Source organism: Streptomyces sp. NPDC026500 (genome assembly GCF_055567635.1).
On record NZ_JBVHQB010000026.1, the window covers coordinates 80,898 to 99,387 of the forward strand.

Below are 18,490 nucleotides of genomic sequence, written 5' to 3' on the forward strand. Positions count from 1 at the left end.
CGGCACGAGAAGTCCTCCGTCCAAGACACCCCAACGCACAAGGATGACAACAACCATGACCACCCCCACCACCCTCGACCCCCGCCAGGCCCGCGCCCGCCTGCACGAACTCACCATCATCGACGTCCGCACCCCCGGCGAGTACGCCGGCGGCCACATCTCCGGCGCCCTGAACGTCCCCCTGGACCAACTCGACCGCGCGCTTCCCGACCTCCGCACCGCCGCCCAGACCGGTGAAGTCCTCGTCGTCTGCGCCTCCGGCGCCCGCTCCGAGAACGCCTGCCGGATGCTCGCGGAGAACGGCATCCACACTGCCACGCTCACCGGCGGCACCGGCGCCTGGGCCGCCCAGGGCCACGACCTGCACCGCCCCGAGGGCAACCAGAAGGCGACCTGGGGCATGGAGCGCCAGGTCCGCCTCACCGCCGGCTCCGTCGTCCTGCTCGGCCTGGCCCTGGGCGAGTTCGTCCACCCGGCCTTCCGGCTGCTGTCAGCCGGCATCGCCGGCGGCCTGGTCTTCTCCGCCGTGACCAACAGCTGTGGCATGGCCGCAATGCTCGCCAAGCTTCCCCACAACCGGCCCCGCAAGGCCGACCTCGACGCGACGCTGGCCCGCCTGCGCAACAGCTGACGCGGGCAGGGCTGCGACCACTCCCGAATGTGTTCGTACCGACCCTGGTACGGATCACAGCCGCCCAGACCACACTATTCAAGGCGGCGGTCACGGTGATCGAGAGAGCCTCTCAACCACCTTTCAGCCGCTATGAGTTCAGCGACCTCACACTCCACGCTCATGGGTCTGACGGACGGCTCCGTCAGGCGTGGAGGGGCGGGAACACCGTAGTTGACGAAGGTCCGACCGAAATCGGGCGGGCCTTCGTTTGCCTTTGTGGCCAGCTGCCTGACCCCCTCGCCAGTCCCGCTACGGCCGCCGCACTGGCACTGTGCGCCGAAACTGCACCCACGATGCTTATGAGCGGATACCTCAGATTTTCGGCGTGCCGGCCGTCTCTCCGCTGGCGTCCCTCGCCCTCGGCACGACGGTACGGCCCGGTCATTACAGCCCGTCAATTCGTCGATCGGAAATCAAGTCGTCGTCAAAGCCAGCCGCCAAGTGCGATCAGCCCGTGGTGCACCGACGGCTCAACGAAGGGATTGGGCCGGAGTGAGGGCCCGTACGCCAGCTCCGTCATGTCTATGCGCATGGCGTACGCCGGTTGTCGAGGAGCCGAAGGCCGACGATCCAATCAGCGGCCTCGCTGACGGCGTACTCGCGGCGCAGAGACCAATCCGCGGCATAGACGGCGGCCACCACCCGAAGTGAAGCCGCGGATCCGGTGACGACGTCGACCAGGTGCACCTGCCCAACTCCACCGCACGGTCGGCGGTGTCGGTGTAGAAGGCTGCCGACTCCGTGACCGCGATCTCCGCACGCTCCGACCGAGGACTGTCGGATGCGCCTGGCAGGATGCCGGGCCATGAGCCCGACACCAGAGATGACGCAGAAGACCCTGACCGAACGCGGCTTCCGCGGCTTCATGCCGTTCCGTGAACTGCCCGACAGCAACGTCCCCACCGGGGACGGAATCTACGTGGTGCTCCGCACGGACACCTCGCCCCCGTTGTTCCTCCCCACCAGCCCTGCCGGGCACCTCAAGGGCCGCGACCCGTCCGTGACGGTCGATAAGCTCGGCAATGCCTGGGTAGACGGGGCAACGGTCGTGTACATCGGCAAGGCCGCGGGCCAGGACGGATTGAATCAGCGGCTTGCCGACTACCGCCGCCACGGCACCGGTCTGCCGGCCGGACACTGGGGCGGCCGCTACATCTGGCAGCTGGTCGACTCGGACGCACTGCTGGTCGCCTGGCGACTGATGACCGAGGACGACGCGGGTGAGGCTGAGCAGGACTTGATCGACGAGTTCAAAGAACTCCACGGAGGAGCTCTGCCCTTCGCCAACCTCAGAAACAACTCCCGAAAGGGTCCGGAGACGGACACCAACATCGACTGACCCCGGTCACCCTGCACCACCCAAGGGCCGCGCGTCGACACCGGCCGCAGCTCTGTCGCGTGCACGCCGGGGCGTGGTGGCTGCGTCGGCCCACGATCAGGAGTTCGGCGCGCTCGGCGGCTGCTACGACGACCCTGGCGGGGCTTTCGAGGCGGATGTCCTCCGTCACGGCCACGCCCGGAAACTTCTCGCGCCAGGGGCGGAGTGCCTGGCTCAGATGCTTCTGCGAGTCCTGGATGATCTCCTGGGTCATGGTGTGGTCCACGCCCCACGGGGCGTACGCGTGGATCGGGACGCCGCGGCCGTGGACGGCGCGGAGGGGTACGCCCCCAGCTGCTGCGGTGGTGAAGGCGAATTCGAGCAGGTCGTCGCACGGGCCGTGCAGTTTCAGCCCCATCACCACTTCGCCTGCTGCACCTGACTGAGGCGTCGAGGGCCGTTCTGCACGCTTGTCTGCTCGTACGAGGACCACGGGCCCCTCGGCGCTTGCCACGACGGACATGCCGATGTCACCGAGGAAGTAGCTCTCCACAGAAGTCAGGCCGCGCGAGCCGAGCACGAGTATCTCCGACTCGGACGCCGCTTGGATCAGTGCGTCCTGCGCGTCGTCGGCGACGAGGTTGCCGACGACGGTGAGGCCCGGGTGGTGCGCCTGGAGTTCCGTCTGGGCGTTGTGCATGAGCCGCTTCGCCCAGTAGTTCTGGTCGATTTCCGAGGGGACGGCGGTCGGTTCCGGTGCCAGCAGGGGCCACGCGTGCAGCAGGCGCAGGGTGAGCTTGCGCCGCTGGGCTTCGTCGGCGGCCCAGTGGGCAGCGGCGAGGCTCTCGGGTGAGCCGTCGAGGCCCACGGTGAGGACTCGTTCCATGGCGACTGTCTCCGTCTCGTACGAAGCTGGAAGGACGGTGAGTGTGGCCGCTGTCCGGACTGCTGCGGTCTCGGTGAGTCTTTGGCCGTGCGAGAGCGGGCTGTGGGACGTAACCGGAGCAGCGCATGAGCATCTGTGTCGGCGCGTCGAGCACGGCGCTTCTCCCTTGAGGAGTACCCCAGATCGCCTCGCAGCGCATGTGGCCCCGGGACGCGGTGAAGGGACGGACATGAAGTCCGGCATGAGGAGGCGGAAGCAATGGCGGTTCCCCTGGTGGTCGGCATCGACGGGTCCGAGGCGAGTCTGGAGGCGGTGGACTGGGCCGCGGACGAGGCGGCCCGGCACGAGGTGCCGCTCCGTCTCCTGCACGCGGCCCCTGCGGACGACGACGCGTCAGACCTGGTCGCCGCAGCCTCGGAGCGCGCCGGCAAGAGTGCTCCTGCGGTACAGCTGTCGAGTGTGGTGCTCTCCGAGGACGCGGCGTCTGCGCTGGTCGGCGAAGGACGCAACGCCCTCGCTCTGGTGGTCGGGTCCAGAGGGCTCGGAGGTCTCACCGGGCTGCTCCTCGGATCGGTCGGCCTGGCTGTGGCGGCCCGTGCCGACTGCCCGGTCGTCGTCGTACGTGGCGGGGTCGAGCACCGCCACAGCCGGTTCGGGTGCGTCGTCGTCGGAGTCGAGGCCGGGGAAGGCAGCGGTACGGCCGTGGAGTTCGCGTTCCGTGAGGCACACTTGCGGCGCTGTCGGCTCCTGGCGGTGCACGCCTGGAGCGTCCCCGTGGGGAACCCCGGGCCTCCGGCCCTGTCCGGCTACGCTCTCAAAGCCCTCGACCGCCCGCCTGCCCAGGTTCTGGCCGACGCCCTGCACCGCTCCGAACAACGGTATCCGGACGTGCCGGTGAGCAGCGAAGTGGTCGAGGGCCCGGCACGACGGGCGCTCCTGGATGCCGCGTCCGCTGCTGATCTGCTGGTTGTCGGAGCCCGCAGACGACAGGGGCACGTCGGTCTTCAGCTGGGCCTGGTCAACCATGCGGTGCTGCACCACGCGCCGTGTCCGATCGCGGTCGTTCCGCAGATATGACCAGGCGGAGCCCTGAGGGGCCGGTGGTCTGTCGGCGAGGGCCTTTGGCCCTGTGGACCGAGATCGGCCGCCATGGGAACGTGGCGAGGGAAGCAGCCGTGGTGGGGGACGCACCACGCAACGGCTGAAGGCCAGACCATGAGCGCACAGGATTCGCCGCACACGCCCGGCCCTCTCAGCCGCACCGAAGAGCACCCGCCCAAGGGCACGAACCTGTACGGGGCACCGCATTACTTCGGTCGAGAGGCGAGTGAGAACCTGCTCGACCGTGCAGTGACTCGCGCCGACGCAGACCCCCGTTCGACCCTTGTCGCTGGGCCGCACTGCCGACTCAGCGCGCGTCCCGTGGCCCGGCCGGAGTTGCGGACTCGCCGGTGAGTTGGGGCTCGACGTCCACGACGCCCTCCACGGCGCGCACGAGGCGCACGGCGACCGAGATGAGCGAGGTGTCGCGGATGTGTCCGCGGAGGGTGACGACTCCCTCGTGCACGTTCACGTGGATGGCGTGGCTAAAGGCCGGGAAGAGGTACGACACCACGGTGCGGCGGACCTCCTCCTCGATGTCCTCGTCCGGCCGAAGGAAGACCTTCAGCAGGTCTGCACGGCTGACGATGCCCTGCAGCATGCCGATGTCGTCGACCACGGGCAGACGTTTGACGTGCCGGACGGCCATGATCCTGGCTGCCTGGGCCAGGGTGGCGTCAGGGTGGACCGTGATGGCGGGGGCGCTCATGAGTTCTTCTGCCGTTGCTGACCCAGCCTTGGCGACGTCGGACAGACGCCGACGTTGTTCGACGAGGCTCGGGTCGCTGTCACGGAACTCCTCCTTGGGCAGCAGGTCGGCTTCGGAGACGACACCGATCACGCGGCCTTCGCCCTCAAGGACGGGCATGGCGCTGACCTTCCACTGCTCCATGATTCGGACCATCTCTTTGAAGGGCGCGTCACGTCCGACAGACACGACCGTCTGAGTCATCACATCGCTCACGATGTGCGGGGTCTGCGGCACTGCGAAGCACCTCGTCTCGCCTTGTCAGGGAACCTCGCCCGCACCGTGGGGCGCGTACAGGTCGAGCAATTGCACCCGGGCTGACCTGAGTCGGCGCGCGAGCACGCCGGAGACATACGTACACAGCTCGTGATCCAGCCCCGGGTCGTTTGCGCACATCTCACGAACTGGCGACGCGTCGAACTCGTAGGCACGCACCGGGCTGTTGGCCTCGGCCCCCAGATGCCAGTGATGGGGAGGGACCAGCCAGGACCAGCCCAGCAGCCTTCCGGCACCGAGGGTCTCGAGGATCGCTGCCTGCCTGCCAGGCACTTGAAGGTCGAGAGCGACCGTGCCCGTGTGGATGATCCAGAAGCGGTCGGCCTTGCCGCCCTCGTTGAAGATACGCTCGCCTGCCGCGAACGACACCTCACGAGCGAGCGCCATGAGCTGTTCGCGATGCTCCTTGGTCAGGGTGCCGAAAACGCCGGTCCTCGCAACCACGATGGTCGTCCCTTCTCCGTGACCTCGAAGTGGAGAGGGGCTCCTGTCCGGTCACGGACGTCTCATCACGCGGCCGATGCGAAAGGCATGGCGGGGGTGGGACCCAGCGGCGTCTGCTCCCGGCCGCATGACTCCACCATCGCCGCAAACCGGCGTGGCGCAACCCGGGCGGAGGCACTCCGACGCTCGAAGCGCGTGTCGCGGTGGGGCCAGGGCGGTGCGACGGTCGTGATGCACGGTGCGGTGGGTCGCTCGGCCCGAAGGGCCCCGCCCGCTCAGGCGATGGGGATCGGCCTGCCCCTGCGGACGGCGGCCGTCAGGGGCAGGCTGGAAAGACGAGCTCACTCCGTTCGAAGGCGGCCGCCCAAGTGGCGTCCCACCACCATCGACGTCGGTGGTTCCGAGGGGCAGCGGGTGTCCGCGCGTAAGGGACCCGGTCGCTGTTGGACCCCGCGACCAGCACCTGGAAGGTGCAGGAAGGGATCGTCATGAAAGCACTCGTGTTCCACGGCTCCGGCGAGTCCGCCTGGGAGGAGACCGAGGATCCCGGCCTCCAGCAGGCGACAGACGCGATCGTCCGGGTCGACGCCGTGACCATCTGCGGGACCGACCTGCACATCCTCAAGGGTGATGTGCCGGAGGTACGCCCCGGCACGGTGCTCGGGCATGAAGCTGTCGGCGAGGTCGTCGAGGTGGGCAGTGACGTGCGCAGTGTCCGCCCCGGCGACCGCGTCCTGGTCTCGTGCATCACGGCGTGCGGCCGCTGCCGATTCTGCCGGGAAGGGGCATACGGACAGTGTCGCGGTGGCGGAGGCTGGATCCTCGGCCATCTGATCAACGGGACCCAGGCCGAGTACGTCCGTGTGCCGCACGCGGACCTGTCCGTGTACCCGCTTCCCGGTGCGGTGGACAGCAAGGACGCCGTCCTGCTGGCCGACATCTTCCCCACCGCCTACGAGGTGGGTGTGTTGAACGGACGGGTACGGCCCGGAGACACCGTCGTCGTGGTCGGAGCGGGACCCATCGGGCTCGCCGTGATCGCCACCGCCCGGCTGTACACGCCCGAGAAGGTTATTGCCGTGGACCTCGCGCCGTCCCGGCTGGAGGCCGCGAAGCGTCTCGGCGCCGATGCCGTGGCCGTCGCGGGTGAAGAAGCCGAGCAGCTGGTCGCCGACCTCACCGAAGGGCTCGGAGCCGATGTGGTCATCGAAGCGGTCGGGGTGCCGGAGAGTTTCGAGACGTGCACGCGCATGGTGCGGCCTGGCGGGCATGTGGCCAACGTCGGCGTGCACGGCAAGCCCGCGACGCTGCACCTCGAAGACTTGTGGATCAAGAACGTGACGATTACCACCGGCCTGGTCGACACGCACTCCACTCCCATGCTGCTGCGCATGCTGGCCGCTGGCCGTCTTCCTGCGGCGTCCATGGTCACTCACACTTTCCCGCTGGACCGTATGGAAGAGGCGTACGACGTCTTCTCACGGGCCGGCGACACCGGTGCGCTCAAGGTAGTTCTCGGCGGGGAGCAGCACGATGCCCTGACGATCCGGGCGTCATGACAGGAGGAAATGGTGGCCTGCGGCCGTGCGCTGCGGCGGCACTGCCCCGCGACTGCGCGACGGCCTTGCACGGGCCGATCTGGCGGCGGAGCGGAGCGAGGACGCGGTCCGGCGGCGGTGGGCCGCCGGGCACGTGCTCGCCGCCGGTGTTTCCCGCCGCACCGGGCCTTTCTGAGAACCGGTGGCTCAGCCCGGGGGTCCCACGGCTGTCACGGGAACGCCGCGTGGATCTCCTACTCGGTGGCGGTGTGGGAGACCAGGAGGGACTAATCTCCCCTCGGATTGTGAACGTCGCTGTGGGGACGGTCGCTTGTCCGTCCACCCTGGCGTCGTACGCACCTCGATGTCAGCCGACACCGACGAGTCGTTCGCCTCCAGACAGCCCATCCCGCGTTACGGGGAGCCGGACGAGGTTGCCGAGGTTGCCCGCATGGCGTGTTCATCGTCGCCGAAGCCACCTGCTCGACGGGCACCGAGTTCGTCCCGGACGGCGGCGCGACCACCGGCACTCCGGCTGTTCTGCCGCCGCCCGCTGACGAGGTCGCTGGGCTCCGCCGGCCCGGCCGCGTGGGGCGGCGTGCGAGCCGATCCAGGGAAAGAATGGCATGGGGCAGGCCACATGCAGAACCTTCGGCCCCTGCACAGAGGCTTGCTGGCCCTGGCCCTCGTGTGGCCGCGACGACAGCGTGAACGGCGCGCCCCGTCCAAGCGTGTCACCGGACGGGGCATGGCCGAGGGCATTACGGCGATGCCGAGCCCACTCGTTGCAGGGCGTTGCCCACGACGGCATGAGGTGCAGGAGGAGCCATGAAGGACACCGCTGTAAGCAATGAGGTGATCGTCGGGATCGATCCGCGCCAGCAGTCCGTTCCGGCGCTCGCCTGGGCGGTCGACGAGGCTGTCCGTAGGAGGTTGCCCCTCCGTCTGGTCGTGGCGGTACCGCCCCTGCCCGGCGGGCACCACATCGACGCACCGTGGCGTCGCACGATGCTCCGGGTCGAGGGCGAAGGCGCGCTTGCCGAGGCAGTCGCCACGGTACAGGCGCTGCATGCGGAAGTGCCCCTGGCGACGGAACTGCTCGACGGGATGCCATCGGTGATGCTCTGCCAGAAGGCGGCGCAGGCCCGGATGGTCGTCGTCGGTTCCCGTCGGCTCAGTCGACCGGAGGAGCTCTTCAGCGCGGGCTCGGTGGCCGTTCCGGTCAGTGCCCAGGCGGACTGCCCGGTCGTTGTGGTCAGGGAGCCGGAGCACGCGGGGGAGCGGCATCCCCATCTCGTGGTGGGTGTTGACGGCAGCGAATCCTCCAGGGCCGCCGTGGAGTTCGCTGTAGAGGAGGCAGCGCTGCATGGCGCTGCGCTGCGCGCCGTGTGGGTGTGGCGGCGGCCGGTGGTGTCCTTCGGCGACGAAGGGGTGGGGCTTGAGGAACGGCAGCGGATCCTGTCCGAGACCGTAGCGGGATGGGCGGACCAGTACCCGGATGTGGAGATCACCCGTGAGGTACTGCGCGGCCATCCGGTGGAGGAACTGGCTCTCGCTTCGGTCGGCGCCCTTGTGGTCGTTGTCGGCAGGCATGGGCGCGGGGGGTACTCCGGGATGAGGCTGGGGTCGGTGGTTCACGGCCTGCTGCACCGGGCGGAGTGCCCGGTGATCACCGTGCCGGAGTCCCGGCATGGCTGAGCCGGGACTCGGGCCGTCGAGTGAACCGAAGCCGGACGGGAGAAGCCGCGTCACCTGCCCGGACCGACACCGCTCCGGCGTCGGGCGCCGGTGATCGGGCTCAGCCATGAGGAGGCGGCGCGTCGCCTGACTAGGTACGGTCCCAACGAAGTGACCGCCGAACGCGCTGTTCCTCTGTACCCACGCGTGGTGGCGCAGCTCCACGATCCGCTGATCATGGTGCTGCTCGCGGCCGTCGCCCTGACCCTGGCGATCGGCGATCACGCCGACTCCGTCGTGATCGCACTCGTCATCGTGGCGAATACGACCGTGGGCGTGGTGCAGGAGATCAGAGCCGATCAGGCGGTCGCAGCGCTGTCGGCAGCGAGCGCGCGTGTGCTCCGTGACGCGGCCGGGACGGAGGTGCCGTCCTCGGCGGTGGTGCCGGGCGACGTCCTGTTGCTCGGCGAGGGCGACATCGTGCCTGCCGACGCCCGGCTCACGGACGCGTCGTCGCTTCTGATCGACGAGTCCATGCTGACCGCCGAGTCCGTGCCCGTCGACAAGGCTGTGCCGTCCCGCGGGCCGGATTCCTCCGGGCAACCGGAATTGGATTCCTCAGGGCCCCAGCAGGACACTGCGGCGTTGCGCGCCGGCACGATCGTGGTCCGCGGCAGAGGTGTGGCACTGGCGACGGCCACCGGGAAGGCCGGCGCGCTCGGAAGAATCGCCGAACTGCTGGACACGCGTCCCCAGACCACACCGCTGCAACACCGGCTGGCCGCACTGGGGCGGGTCCTCGCACTGGTCACGCTCGCATTGTGTCTGCTGGTCTTCGTCCTGGGGCTCGTCCGGGCCACCGCCCCGGGGAGGATGGCCGTGACGGCGATCAGTCTTGCTGTGGCCGCCGTACCCGAGTCGCTGCCAGCCGTAGTCACCCTGGCTCTGGCCCTCGGCGCACGTCGCATGGCCGTCCGGCATGCGCTGGTGCGCCGCTTGCCGGCGGTGGAGACTCTGGGATCGGTGAGCGGCTATCTTGCCGCGCGTGCAGGCGGGCGCGGGCAAAGGCGGTGGTCGTCGACGTGAGGGCGGTGCGGTGAGGCGCTGCGAGCCGGCGGTGAGGGATTGACGCCGATCGGATCCATGAAGTCGGCAGGTCAGCGGGCCGGGCTCGCTCGTGACGGTTGGGGCGCTGACGGAGTCGTGGCCGGTGGGCGCCGGGACCGCACGTTCATGTCGGCCGTGTCCGCCCTACTCCAACTGGAAGCGGTGGGCGGTGGTGGCGTCGCGGGCGAGATCGCGGTGACATTTCCCCACGGGAGACGTGTCGCTTCCTACTTCGCATGGGTGTGGGCGAGGCACGCGATCTCGTTTCCACCGAACGAGTGTTGGTGTTTGCCTTGGAGGGCGTGCCCCGCTGCCCTTGGTGCGAGACGAGGTGCAAGCTACTGGCATGCCCGATGACGAGGCGCAACTCACCCCTCCGGAGCCACTGCTGCAGGTGATCGCCAACCTCTCGCGGTTCCATCGAGAGCATGAGGAGTACTACTCGCAAGCGCCTTTGCAGCAGGCGGGCGAGCTCCAGGCGCGGTCTCGGGCGCTGAAGTCACTGGCCGACCGGTGGAGCGTGGTCGAGGCCGGTGAGCAGACGTCGCCGATCGCGTTCGCCGGCACGGAGGACCTGAATGCGCCAGGGCTCGTAGCGGAGTCGGGAATCCTCTTCATGGAAGGGGAGGGCGAACCTGCCGAACTCCAGAGGCTGAAGCGCCAAGTCGCCCTGCTCGCCGATGAGACCCAGCAGGGCGGTGACTGGCTGGCCCAGGCGATGGAGCAGGCTTGGGGCATGGCGGGAAACTTGGCTGCCTATCCGGTCCTTGCCGACCTGCTGGGAGAGCGGCACCGGATCATCGCCAATGACTGGCAGTCGGCGGGCCTGCAGGCTCTGGTCGCGCGGCTGCTGCGCCGGGCCCTGGACCTGCTGGCCCAGGTCGACTTCTCGCCAGCAGCACTTCGGGCCGATCTGCGAGGCGAGCGGAAGGCCCCTCCCTACCTCTATTCGGCTTCCGAGCTGCTCGACAGGGCTGCCGACCTGATGGCGGAATCAGCGATTCTTGTGCATGAGAACGAGAGGCGCTGGCGCGTGTTCCGTGCCCGAGTTCGCGAGATGCAATCCGAGTAGCCTGGCGACCGCGGTACTGCCATTCGCCAGCTTTGGAACTGTGACGTTTCGCAAGCAGGGGTCTGATGCATGTTTGGGTGACATCTTGACCTGCCCCAGGTCCTGGGTTCCAGTTCTGGTGGCTAACTGACAGTCCTTCACGGAAGGCTGGCAGTCATGCCTCGCCCTTATCCTCAGGAGTTCCGGGCACGTGCCATCGCGCTGGTGCGGGCAGGAAAAGAACAGAAGCAGACCGCCGTTGACCTCGGCATCCATCCGGTCACGTTGTCGAAGTGGTTGCGCCAGGACGACATCGACAACTGCCAGCGCCCTGGCAGGGTCTCGGAGAAGTCCGCAGAGCTGCGAGCAGCGCGGCGACGAATCCGCGAGCTGGAAACCGAGCTCGAGGTCGTCCGCAAGGCCGCCAAGTTCCTCGGCGAGGACAAGCCGGCCCCAAAAGGCTCTACCCGGTGATCGACCGTCTCGTCGATGCCGGGGCACCGGTCGACCGATGCTGCCGGATCCTCGGGGTCGCCCGGCAGAACTACTACAAACACAAGCGCACCCCGACCACACCGCGGCAGCTGCGACGGGAGTGGCTGACCGGGCTGATCTGGGAGGTCCACGTCGCCTCACGCGGCACCTACGGCTACCGCCCACTCAGCTTGGGCAGTGAGACCGGTCCGGCGGACCGCAGCCCTCCGCGTCGGCGTCGCGCCAGGCCCGGCGCCGGCGCTGCACCGAGCACACACTCACCCGTAAGTCCTTGGCGACCTCGACATTGGATGCGCCGACCGCGAATCGCTCGGCGGCCTCCATCCGGATGCGCTCGCGAAACGCCTGCCGTGCAGGCGTCAGCCCATGACCCTGCGGATATCTCACACAACCGGCATACCGCGAAGATCATACGTCGTCAGCCCCCGGCGACAACACGCCTCAAAGGTCAGTAACTGCAGTTTCGCAGCTCACAGCGGCCTCTGTCCTACGTCCGCCCGATCGGATGGCGGCTCCGGTTCGCCGTTGAGCCGGTCCACGAGAAGCATCGCCACATCGTCCGCCAAGTCACCGTCGGTGTGACGGACCAATGCCTGGTGCAGATGTTCCAGGAACTCCGGCGGGGGGGTGCTGGAGCGTATCCCCTCCATAGCCTCCGGCAGAGCGAAGAATTCGCTGTCGCGGTTTCGAGCCTCTATCACGCCGTCGGTGTACAGGAGCAGACGGTCACCGGGGAGGAACGAATAGCTCTCAGCCTCGGGGGGAGAGCCCGTGAGGAGGTCCTCCATTCCGAGAGGTGGCATCGGCGAGGTTGGCATCAGCGTCGTTGCCTTGCCCTGGTGCAGTAGCAGTGGCGGGGGATGCCCACGGTTGACCAGCTGCACCACGGGTGCGTCAGGCACCTGTGCGATGAGCGCCGTGACGAACCCTTCCAGTAGAACTTCCTGATCGTACGCGCCCGGCACGGCGACTTCCCGTCGCAGCGCGGCCGCACAGTGGTTCATGACCTCCACCAACTCGTCCTCGTAGTGCACGGCTTCCCGGAACGCGCCCAAGGCCACCGCGACGGCTCGCACCGCGGCAAGCCCCTTGCCGCGGACGTCCCCCACGATCATCCGGACGCCGTACCGGGTCTGCACGGCCTCGTACAGATCACCGCCCACCTGTGCGCCCGTCCCGGCCGCAAGGCTCAGACTGGCCGCCAGCACGAAGCCCAGTCGCGCGGGTACGGGCCGCAGCACGACCTCCTGTGCCGCCACGGCGATCCGACGAACCTGGTCGAGCTCTCTTTGGCGGCGCGCATGCATGGCGCTGCTCGTGAGGAAGCCCGCCACGGAGACCAGAGTCAAGGCAAGGAAGTTGGTATAGACCTGAAGATTGCCCCATGCCTGGTTGTAGGTAGCCGTAATCACGCTGATTGCCAGCGCGAAAGCCGCTGCTGCGGCGGTCCCCCTGGGACCCAACGTCACTGCCGCCAGCGCCGGGATCGCGGTGAGAAAGGGGCCGGTATAGATGAAGTGGGCAGGCGTGAGCTCGATGACCAATACGCTCAGTCCGATCAAGAAGGGCACACACTGCATCAGGGCCAAGAGCACCGGGCCATGACCGCCTGCCTCTAGCCGAAGGAACGAGCGCAAGAGCGCCTGCATACATCCAGCTTGCCTTGCCGAAGCTCACGCCTCCACTCCGTCGCCCGTCGCCTGCTGCCCGACTGGAAGGCCAGCGATGGACGACTCATGTACTGGTGCTGGCGCGCGTCCTGCCCCTCTGGGTAACGCCGGCGGGAATCCACATCTCAGAGCCGCGCCATCGGCTACTCATCTCCCGCTCCAACTCCTCCTCCCGGCTTTGGGCGAGGCCGAGCGGCCTCGCTATCGCTGGCCCGGCGAGCCGGATATCGGTAGCGTGTCCGCGGCCTTGGCTTGATCCAGGAAGGGATTGTAGGCAGGGGGAAAGAGAGCCGAACCCACAGAATGTGTCGAACGTTCTATTGAATATCCGGGACGTGAGGATGCATTCCTGACTGCCGAGCATTGCGTCCCTGGCTTCATCTATCAACATGACTGAATAGCTTCCTGTGAATCACAGGCGTGCAGGCTGCGAAGCTGCCCACCTGTACGCCGTGCCGCGAGTGGTCGTCTTCTTGCTGCTTCGGTCACCGGTGCAGTTCAGGGCCACCCAGTGACCGTGAAGGGTGAGGTGTCGGCTGGCAGTGGCTCTTGATCCCCTCTGTCTGAGAGGGAGGTGGTGTATTCACGTCACGCGTGGCGTAGCGGGGTTCTTGAATTTGTGCTTTCCCATGGGCATTGTCAGTGGAGGCGCCTACTTTTCCCAAGTGGGCGTGGACAGGCGGCCCTTGGCGTTTTCATGGGGGAGTGGGGGAGCGGTGGCACCAGCAGAAGAGAATTCTGCCGCAGTGGACGGCGTGCCGATGCTCGTGAAATCGTGGAAAGCGCGCGGGCTGGCACGTCCAGCGCTTCTACCGCCAGGTCCTGGCGGGAAGGATCACCGCACGGGAAGTCCCGATCGTGTCGCTGAACCGCATCGTGTCCCACCTCAAGCAGCTCGCTACGGCCCTCGGTGCAGGCGAGTTCGACACCGCCCGCTCGCCCGCTCGCCCGCTCGCCCGGTTCCGCTCGCGTGCGCTCCGCCGCCGACCAGGCCGACGCTTGGGACGCCTTCGCCGGCCAGTGCTACCTGGCCGCGCGCCGGGTGCAACGCGGGCGCCCCGTGCCTCCGCAGATCCACTCCACATGCGCCGAACTGCCTAGCGCAGACACCCAGGGTGCTGCTGACACCCTGCGCACCGGACCAGGAGACGCCATGCCGTACCCGCCCGCGCAGGTACGCGAAACCCTGGTGAACACCGTCGCCGACGTCCAGGGCGCCAAGCCCACGCTGGTCGCCGCCACCGATGACCTGAGCGAACTGGACGGCTTCGCCTCCATCCAGATGTTGGAGACGGTGTCTAAGACGTCGAGTTCGTCCCCGCAGACCTGGAACCGGCCGTCCTGCGCTGCGTCGACGGCCTGGTCGGCCTCGTCCTGCGCACTGCCGGGAGGCGGAGGTGGCCCGGTCCCGGTCATGAGCATCCGCCCGCAAGCCATCGTGATCCACGAGCTCCTCGACGCCCCCACCGTAGGCCGTAGCGCCCCGGCAGTGGTGCGGCTTCTGTTCGGGGCCTCCCGGCTTGGCGTGGTCTCTCCGTCCTGCACGAGCAGGTGCGCAGCGACGTGGTGCGCCACGTGCTGGCCGACTGTGAGCCGGCTCTCGCGGTCGCCGCGTCGGCCGCCACCCGGGATGCCGTCCGTGAGGCAGGCGTAGCAATGACCGCCTTCGAAGACCTGGACGCGGCACCGCTGACCGGGCTGGGGCCCGACGCCGGGAGCGGTAACGGTCGCGCGGACAAGGTGGACGTCGCCGACGGACCGGTCTCCGTCGACCCGGTCTGCCTGATCTACACCTCCGGCACCACCGCGAGGCCGAAGGCCGTGATCTCCGCCCGCCAGCAGATGATGTTATGCGCGGGTCACGGTGCCTGCCGTATGCCCTTATGCACGCCACGCCGTGCCACACGGCGGGGGAGCCGCGGCCCCCAGCGGGTTTCAATAGGCTTACATGGCTTCAGCAGGTCAGCGTGCATTGGGGAACGCAGAGCCACCGCCCCGGATGCCGTCATGCCGGTCACCGGCCGCGGTCTGGACCGGCGGCAGAACATCGGTGACCGAGTACAAGGTGGTGTCCAGCGGTGGAGGAGCGGATGAAGGAGTTCAGCGAAAGCCACGACGATCCGTTCGCCTTGCACCACGCCGCCTTGGCGGTGCTCGACGAGCGGGGAGTCGTGGTCGGATGGAACCGGCGGGCCCAGGAACTGCTCGGCCATCCGGACGCAGCCGTGATCGGTCGTCCGGCGTTCGAGGTCCTTGTCGATCCTCGTGATCTGGCGACTGTCACGGAGGCCGCGGCAAACTGCAGGAGAGCCGGCGGCTGGTTCGGCGTGCTCAAGGTGCGGCACCGCGACGGGCGACTCGTCGAAATGGGGCTCAGGGCTCATGCGCTCTCACGCCATGACCGGGTCCGTGAGTGGATTCTTGCCGGCGTACTCGCGGCTGACCTCCTGGAGTGGCAAAGAGACCGCGCGGTTCTCGATGGGTTGTACCGCCGGAGCCCGGTCGGCCTGGTCGTCCACGGCCCCGACCTGACTCTTCTCCGGGTCAACCGGGCCATCGAACGCGTCACCGGCGTCCCGGCAGCAGACTTCCGGGGGCTGCCCACGGGCTGTTTCCTCGTCGCCGATGACGCTCGCAAGGCCGTGGACCGTGTGCGCCAGGTGATGGAGACCGGAAGACCGCTGGTCTACTCAGAGCAGTTCGTTCGCCTGGAGCGGGACCCGGGACAGGAGCGGGTCGCGATGGTCTCGTCCTTCCGGATGGAGGACCCCTCCGGCCGCATCCTGGGTGTCGCCGAGATGATCGAGGACATCACCGAACGCCATCGGGCCCAGCGTCGGCTCGCGCTCCTCGACCAGGCCGGCAGTCGCATCGGAACCACCCTCGACGTGGCAGAGACCGCTCGTGAACTCGCCGAGGTGATGGTGCCGCACCTCGCCGACCATGCGTCAGTGGACCTGCTTCAGCCGGTGACGCGCGGTGAGGAACTGGCGCAAGCCATGGCAGGGCCTGTGGTACGAGTGGGTGCCTGCAGCGTCGGCGCCCAGCAACCCGGCCCGCCCCACCCCGAGGGTGAACCGGTGGAGTTCGGGCCCGACACACCCCAGGCCAGATGCCTGGCCGAAGGGCGGCCCGTCCTGGAACCAGTTCTCCATCCCGACTGGTTCTCAATGAAAGGCCGCCAGGGGGTCCACGCTCCGGATCTGGGCGTCCACTCGCTGATCGTGGTACCTCTTGCCGCGCGTGGCCTGGTGCTCGGCGTGATGACCCTGTGGCGTTCGCTCCGCCCCGATCCCTTCGAGGCGGACGATCTCACCCTCGCCCAGGAACTCGCCTCGCGCGCTGCCGTTGCCGTCGACAACGCCCGGCGCTTCACCCAGCAGCAGCAGACCGCGTTCACCTTGCAGAGCAGCCTTCTGCCGCGGGCGGTTCCGGACCAGTCGGCCGTCGAGGTTGCCCTGCGCTACCTGCCGGCGAGCGCGGCACCAGGCTTGGGCGGCGACTGGTTCGACGTCATTCCGCTGTCCGGGGCCCGGGTCGCCCTCGTCGTCGGCGACGTGGTGGGACGCGGCATCCATGCCGCTGCCACCATGGGCCGGCTGCGTACCGCCGTACATACGCTCGCCAGCCTCGACCTGGAACCGGACGAGGTCCTCTCCCGCCTGGACGACCTGGTCAATCTGCTGGCCGCCGAACAGGAGGGGTCCGGCGAACGGCCCGTGGGCGAGCAGGTCGTCGGCGCCACCTGCCTCTACGCCGTATACGACCCGGTATCCCGGCGCTGCTCCGTGGCCCGTGCCGGCCACCCGCCGCCGGTGGTGACGGCTCCGGACGGACAGGCGGCACCGCTCGACCTGCCCGCCGGCCCGCCGCTCGGCCTGGGCGGGCTGCCGTTCGAGGCCCGGGAGATCGACCTGGCCGAGGGAAGCCTGCTGTGCCTGTACACCAACGGAGTCATCGGCGAACGCAACATCGATGCCGACGTCGGCCTGACCAAACTGTGTGCGGCGCTCTCCCGCCCTGCGGACGCGCTGGAACGGACATGCCAAGCGGTGGTCGACTCGCTCGTGCCATCGCGCCCCATCGACGACGTCGCTCTGCTGATCGCCCGCACCCACGTCCTGCCACCGGACGATGTCGCCTCGTGGAGTCTGCCGCTGGAGCCTGCCAGCGCCGCCCGGGCCCGGGCGTTGACCTCGGCCAAGCTGACCGAATGGGGTCTGGAGCACTTGGCGTTCACCACCGAGTTGATCGCCAGCGAACTGATCACCAATGTCTACCGGTACGCCAGTGGTCCTGCGACCCTGCGGCTGATCCGTGAACGGTCTCTGGTGTGCGAGGTCAGCGACACCAGCCACACCGCACCACACCTGCGCCGCGCCCGTACCACCGACGAGGGCGGGCGCGGCCTGTTCCTGGTGGCCCAGATGACCGAACGCTGGGGCACCCGGTACACCCGCGAAGGCAAAACGGTGTGGACCGAGCAACCACTGGCCGGCACGCTCACCTGACCGTCGCAGGCCATTTCGGTCGCGGCCTCGCACAGCGGCACGCGTGCAGGCATCCGGCTGCCATGGGGCCCCGTGCCGGGGCTTGGGCCCCTGAGCGGACTGCGGCGGCGCCGGGGCGGCCTGCCCGGTCCGCCCCCGCCACCTCATTCGGCTGCAGCGAGCAGACGTGCCTCGCTCTCGGGCCTTGACCCAAGGCCGGGTAGTTAACGGATTCGCGCTGGTGGCAAGGGGTTTATGAGGTGCCTTGGCTGGTGTAGGCGGCGGGTCCGGCTTTGTGGATGAGTCCGTTGCTGGCCCATCGGTCGAGTTGTCGGCGCATGGTGCCCAGGGAGACGTCGCCGAGGTGGCGGGCGAGGTCACGCGGGTGCCAGTGGCGGTCGGGGTCGGTGTCGAGGACCTCCACGACACGCTGTCGGCGGCGGTCGTCCGGCGGGGTGTGACGGACGGCGAACGGATCAATCACAAGCGCGTCGCCCGCCTCATGCAGGCCATCGGTCTTGCTGGACTACGGCTGCGCAGGAAGCACCGCACCACTGTTGGGGATCCGGCCGCCGCGAAGGCAGCCGACCTCATCGGCCGCGACTTCACCGCTGCGGCCGTGAATACGAAGTACGTCGGCGATATCACGTATCTCCCACTGGCCGGCGGGAAGTTCCTGTATCTGGCCACGGTCATCGACCTCGCCTCCCGGCGCCTGGCCGGCTGGGGCGATCAGATCGACGCGGACACCGACGCCGGCCTCGACCCCTACCCCATCGCCGCCCGCGAACAGCAGCGCAAGGCCCACCTCACCCCGCGCGGCCAAGCAGCAGGACCTGGCCCGCGTGCGCGCCGAACGCGACGATCTGCGCGGACAGGCACAGCTCCTGGCTCGGATCGTCCACGTCCTGGAGATAGAGAACAGCAAGCTCAAGGAGACCAACGCGGCCCTGGAGCAGCAGGTGGCCGCCCATGCCTCCGTCCCCGACCTCACCCGCCGGCGACGACGGCCCTGA

The 18,490-nt window shown here is 68.5% G+C and carries 16 protein-coding genes and 3 pseudogenes; 13 read left to right on the top strand and 6 right to left on the bottom strand.

All coding sequences use genetic code 11. The features are described from left to right. The first annotated feature begins 55 nt into the window (after positions 1-55). Entirely contained in the window at positions 56-631 is a 576-nt protein-coding gene (locus ACZ4N5_RS35355) for a rhodanese-like domain-containing protein (RefSeq protein ID WP_467761126.1), read from the top strand. An 847-nt stretch (positions 632-1,478) separates the two neighbouring features. After that, the gene (locus tag ACZ4N5_RS35360; RefSeq protein WP_467761127.1) at positions 1,479-2,012 is read left to right on the top strand and encodes a hypothetical protein; all 534 of its coding nucleotides are present in this window, start codon (positions 1,479-1,481) and stop codon (positions 2,010-2,012) included. Here the strand turns inward: ACZ4N5_RS35360 and ACZ4N5_RS35365 are convergent. After that, the gene (locus tag ACZ4N5_RS35365; protein ID WP_467761128.1) at positions 1,963-2,877 is read right to left on the bottom strand and encodes a universal stress protein; all 915 of its coding nucleotides are present in this window, start codon (positions 2,875-2,877) and stop codon (positions 1,963-1,965) included. The genes ACZ4N5_RS35360 and ACZ4N5_RS35365 overlap by 50 nt on opposite strands. Positions 2,878-3,135: 258 nt before the next feature. On the opposite strand from ACZ4N5_RS35365, the gene ACZ4N5_RS35370 reads away from it, so the two are divergent. Further along, positions 3,136-3,954, top strand: coding sequence for a universal stress protein (locus ACZ4N5_RS35370; protein ID WP_467761129.1), 819 nt, complete (start codon positions 3,136-3,138; stop codon positions 3,952-3,954). A 331-nt stretch (positions 3,955-4,285) separates the two neighbouring features. Here the strand turns inward: ACZ4N5_RS35370 and ACZ4N5_RS35375 are convergent, their stop codons facing one another. Continuing rightward, positions 4,286-4,963, bottom strand: coding sequence for a CBS domain-containing protein (locus tag ACZ4N5_RS35375; protein ID WP_467761130.1), 678 nt, complete (start codon positions 4,961-4,963; stop codon positions 4,286-4,288). 24 nt (positions 4,964-4,987) lie between these two features. Further along, the gene (locus tag ACZ4N5_RS35380) at positions 4,988-5,389 is read right to left on the bottom strand and encodes a Crp/Fnr family transcriptional regulator (protein ID WP_467761159.1); all 402 of its coding nucleotides are present in this window, start codon (positions 5,387-5,389) and stop codon (positions 4,988-4,990) included. Positions 5,390-5,934: 545 nt separating this feature from the next. Between ACZ4N5_RS35380 and ACZ4N5_RS35385 the strand changes: the two genes are divergently transcribed. The 5 genes and pseudogenes from ACZ4N5_RS35385 to ACZ4N5_RS35405 all read left to right on the top strand — a co-directional run. Next, positions 5,935-7,005 carry a zinc-dependent alcohol dehydrogenase family protein gene (locus tag ACZ4N5_RS35385; protein ID WP_467761131.1) on the top strand — a complete coding sequence of 357 codons (1,071 nt, stop codon included), beginning with the start codon at positions 5,935-5,937 and terminating at the stop codon, positions 7,003-7,005. Positions 7,006-7,812: 807 nt separating this feature from the next. Continuing rightward, positions 7,813-8,682 carry a universal stress protein gene (locus tag ACZ4N5_RS35390; RefSeq protein ID WP_467761132.1) on the top strand — a complete coding sequence of 290 codons (870 nt, stop codon included), beginning with the start codon at positions 7,813-7,815 and terminating at the stop codon, positions 8,680-8,682. Positions 8,683-8,832: 150 nt separating this feature from the next. Next, complete coding sequence (locus tag ACZ4N5_RS35395; RefSeq protein ID WP_467761133.1) at positions 8,833-9,747, top strand: P-type ATPase actuator domain-containing protein; 915 nt, start codon at positions 8,833-8,835, stop codon at positions 9,745-9,747. Positions 9,748-10,114: 367 nt separating this feature from the next. After that, positions 10,115-10,840: a hypothetical protein gene (locus ACZ4N5_RS35400; RefSeq protein ID WP_467761134.1), complete on the top strand. Its 726-nt coding sequence runs from the start codon at positions 10,115-10,117 to the stop codon at positions 10,838-10,840. A gap of 156 nt (positions 10,841-10,996) precedes the next feature. Continuing rightward, a pseudogene (locus ACZ4N5_RS35405) lies at positions 10,997-11,475 on the top strand (transposase); the annotation flags it as partial. Positions 11,476-11,477: 2 nt separating this feature from the next. On the opposite strand, the pseudogene ACZ4N5_RS35410 reads toward ACZ4N5_RS35405, so the two are convergent. Both ACZ4N5_RS35410 and ACZ4N5_RS35415 read right to left on the bottom strand, forming a co-directional pair. Further along, a pseudogene (locus tag ACZ4N5_RS35410) lies at positions 11,478-11,701 on the bottom strand (helix-turn-helix domain-containing protein); the annotation flags it as partial. Positions 11,702-11,784: 83 nt separating this feature from the next. After that, the gene (locus tag ACZ4N5_RS35415) at positions 11,785-12,963 is read right to left on the bottom strand and encodes a PP2C family protein-serine/threonine phosphatase (RefSeq protein ID WP_467761135.1); all 1,179 of its coding nucleotides are present in this window, start codon (positions 12,961-12,963) and stop codon (positions 11,785-11,787) included. Between the two features lie 1,174 nt (positions 12,964-14,137). Between ACZ4N5_RS35415 and ACZ4N5_RS35420 the strand changes: the two genes are divergently transcribed. The 3 genes from ACZ4N5_RS35420 to ACZ4N5_RS35430 are packed head-to-tail and all read left to right on the top strand — an operon-like array spanning position 14,138 to position 17,495. Beyond that, on the top strand, positions 14,138-14,638 hold the full coding sequence (locus tag ACZ4N5_RS35420; RefSeq protein ID WP_467761162.1) for a hypothetical protein: 501 nt from the start codon (positions 14,138-14,140) through the stop codon (positions 14,636-14,638). Then, positions 14,560-15,078, top strand: a complete 519-nt coding sequence (locus ACZ4N5_RS35425; RefSeq protein WP_467761160.1) for an AMP-binding protein — start codon at positions 14,560-14,562, stop codon at positions 15,076-15,078. The genes ACZ4N5_RS35420 and ACZ4N5_RS35425 overlap by 79 nt, the downstream gene beginning before the upstream one ends. After that, entirely contained in the window at positions 15,075-17,495 is a 2,421-nt protein-coding gene (locus ACZ4N5_RS35430; protein WP_467761136.1) for a SpoIIE family protein phosphatase, read from the top strand. The genes ACZ4N5_RS35425 and ACZ4N5_RS35430 overlap by 4 nt, the downstream gene beginning before the upstream one ends. 232 nt (positions 17,496-17,727) lie before the next feature. Here ACZ4N5_RS35430 and ACZ4N5_RS35435 read toward each other — a convergent pair whose 3' ends face one another. Beyond that, positions 17,728-17,958, bottom strand: coding sequence for a hypothetical protein (locus ACZ4N5_RS35435; RefSeq protein WP_467761163.1), 231 nt, complete (start codon positions 17,956-17,958; stop codon positions 17,728-17,730). On the opposite strand from ACZ4N5_RS35435, the pseudogene ACZ4N5_RS35440 reads away from it, so the two are divergent. Together ACZ4N5_RS35440 and ACZ4N5_RS35445 are read left to right on the top strand one after the other, a co-directional pair. After that, positions 17,941-18,201 (top strand): annotated as a pseudogene (locus tag ACZ4N5_RS35440) (IS3-like element ISRhosp5 family transposase); the annotation flags it as partial. The gene ACZ4N5_RS35435 and the pseudogene ACZ4N5_RS35440 sit on opposite strands and share 18 nt — an antisense overlap. Before the next feature lie 118 nt (positions 18,202-18,319). Continuing rightward, positions 18,320-18,490 (top strand): hypothetical protein, encoded by a 171-nt coding sequence (locus ACZ4N5_RS35445; RefSeq protein ID WP_467761164.1) that lies wholly within the window; start codon positions 18,320-18,322, stop codon positions 18,488-18,490.

Bases quoted from the DNA above. Each gene is read 5' to 3' on its own strand.
- ACZ4N5_RS35415 (WP_467761135.1), bottom strand. From the start codon at position 12,963: ATGCAGGCGCTCTTGCGCTCGTTCCTTCGGCTAGAGGCAGGCGGTCAT.
- ACZ4N5_RS35370 (WP_467761129.1), top strand. From the start codon at position 3,136: ATGGCGGTTCCCCTGGTGGTCGGCATCGACGGGTCCGAGGCGAGTCTG.
- ACZ4N5_RS35360 (WP_467761127.1), top strand. From the start codon at position 1,479: ATGAGCCCGACACCAGAGATGACGCAGAAGACCCTGACCGAACGCGGC.
- ACZ4N5_RS35420 (WP_467761162.1), top strand. From the start codon at position 14,138: ATGCCGTACCCGCCCGCGCAGGTACGCGAAACCCTGGTGAACACCGTC.
- ACZ4N5_RS35430 (WP_467761136.1), top strand. From the start codon at position 15,075: ATGAAGGAGTTCAGCGAAAGCCACGACGATCCGTTCGCCTTGCACCAC.
- ACZ4N5_RS35355 (WP_467761126.1), top strand. From the start codon at position 56: ATGACCACCCCCACCACCCTCGACCCCCGCCAGGCCCGCGCCCGCCTG.
- ACZ4N5_RS35385 (WP_467761131.1), top strand. From the start codon at position 5,935: ATGAAAGCACTCGTGTTCCACGGCTCCGGCGAGTCCGCCTGGGAGGAG.
- ACZ4N5_RS35380 (WP_467761159.1), bottom strand. From the start codon at position 5,389: ATGGCGCTCGCTCGTGAGGTGTCGTTCGCGGCAGGCGAGCGTATCTTC.
- ACZ4N5_RS35365 (WP_467761128.1), bottom strand. From the start codon at position 2,877: ATGGAACGAGTCCTCACCGTGGGCCTCGACGGCTCACCCGAGAGCCTC.
- ACZ4N5_RS35390 (WP_467761132.1), top strand. From the start codon at position 7,813: ATGAAGGACACCGCTGTAAGCAATGAGGTGATCGTCGGGATCGATCCG.
- ACZ4N5_RS35400 (WP_467761134.1), top strand. From the start codon at position 10,115: ATGCCCGATGACGAGGCGCAACTCACCCCTCCGGAGCCACTGCTGCAG.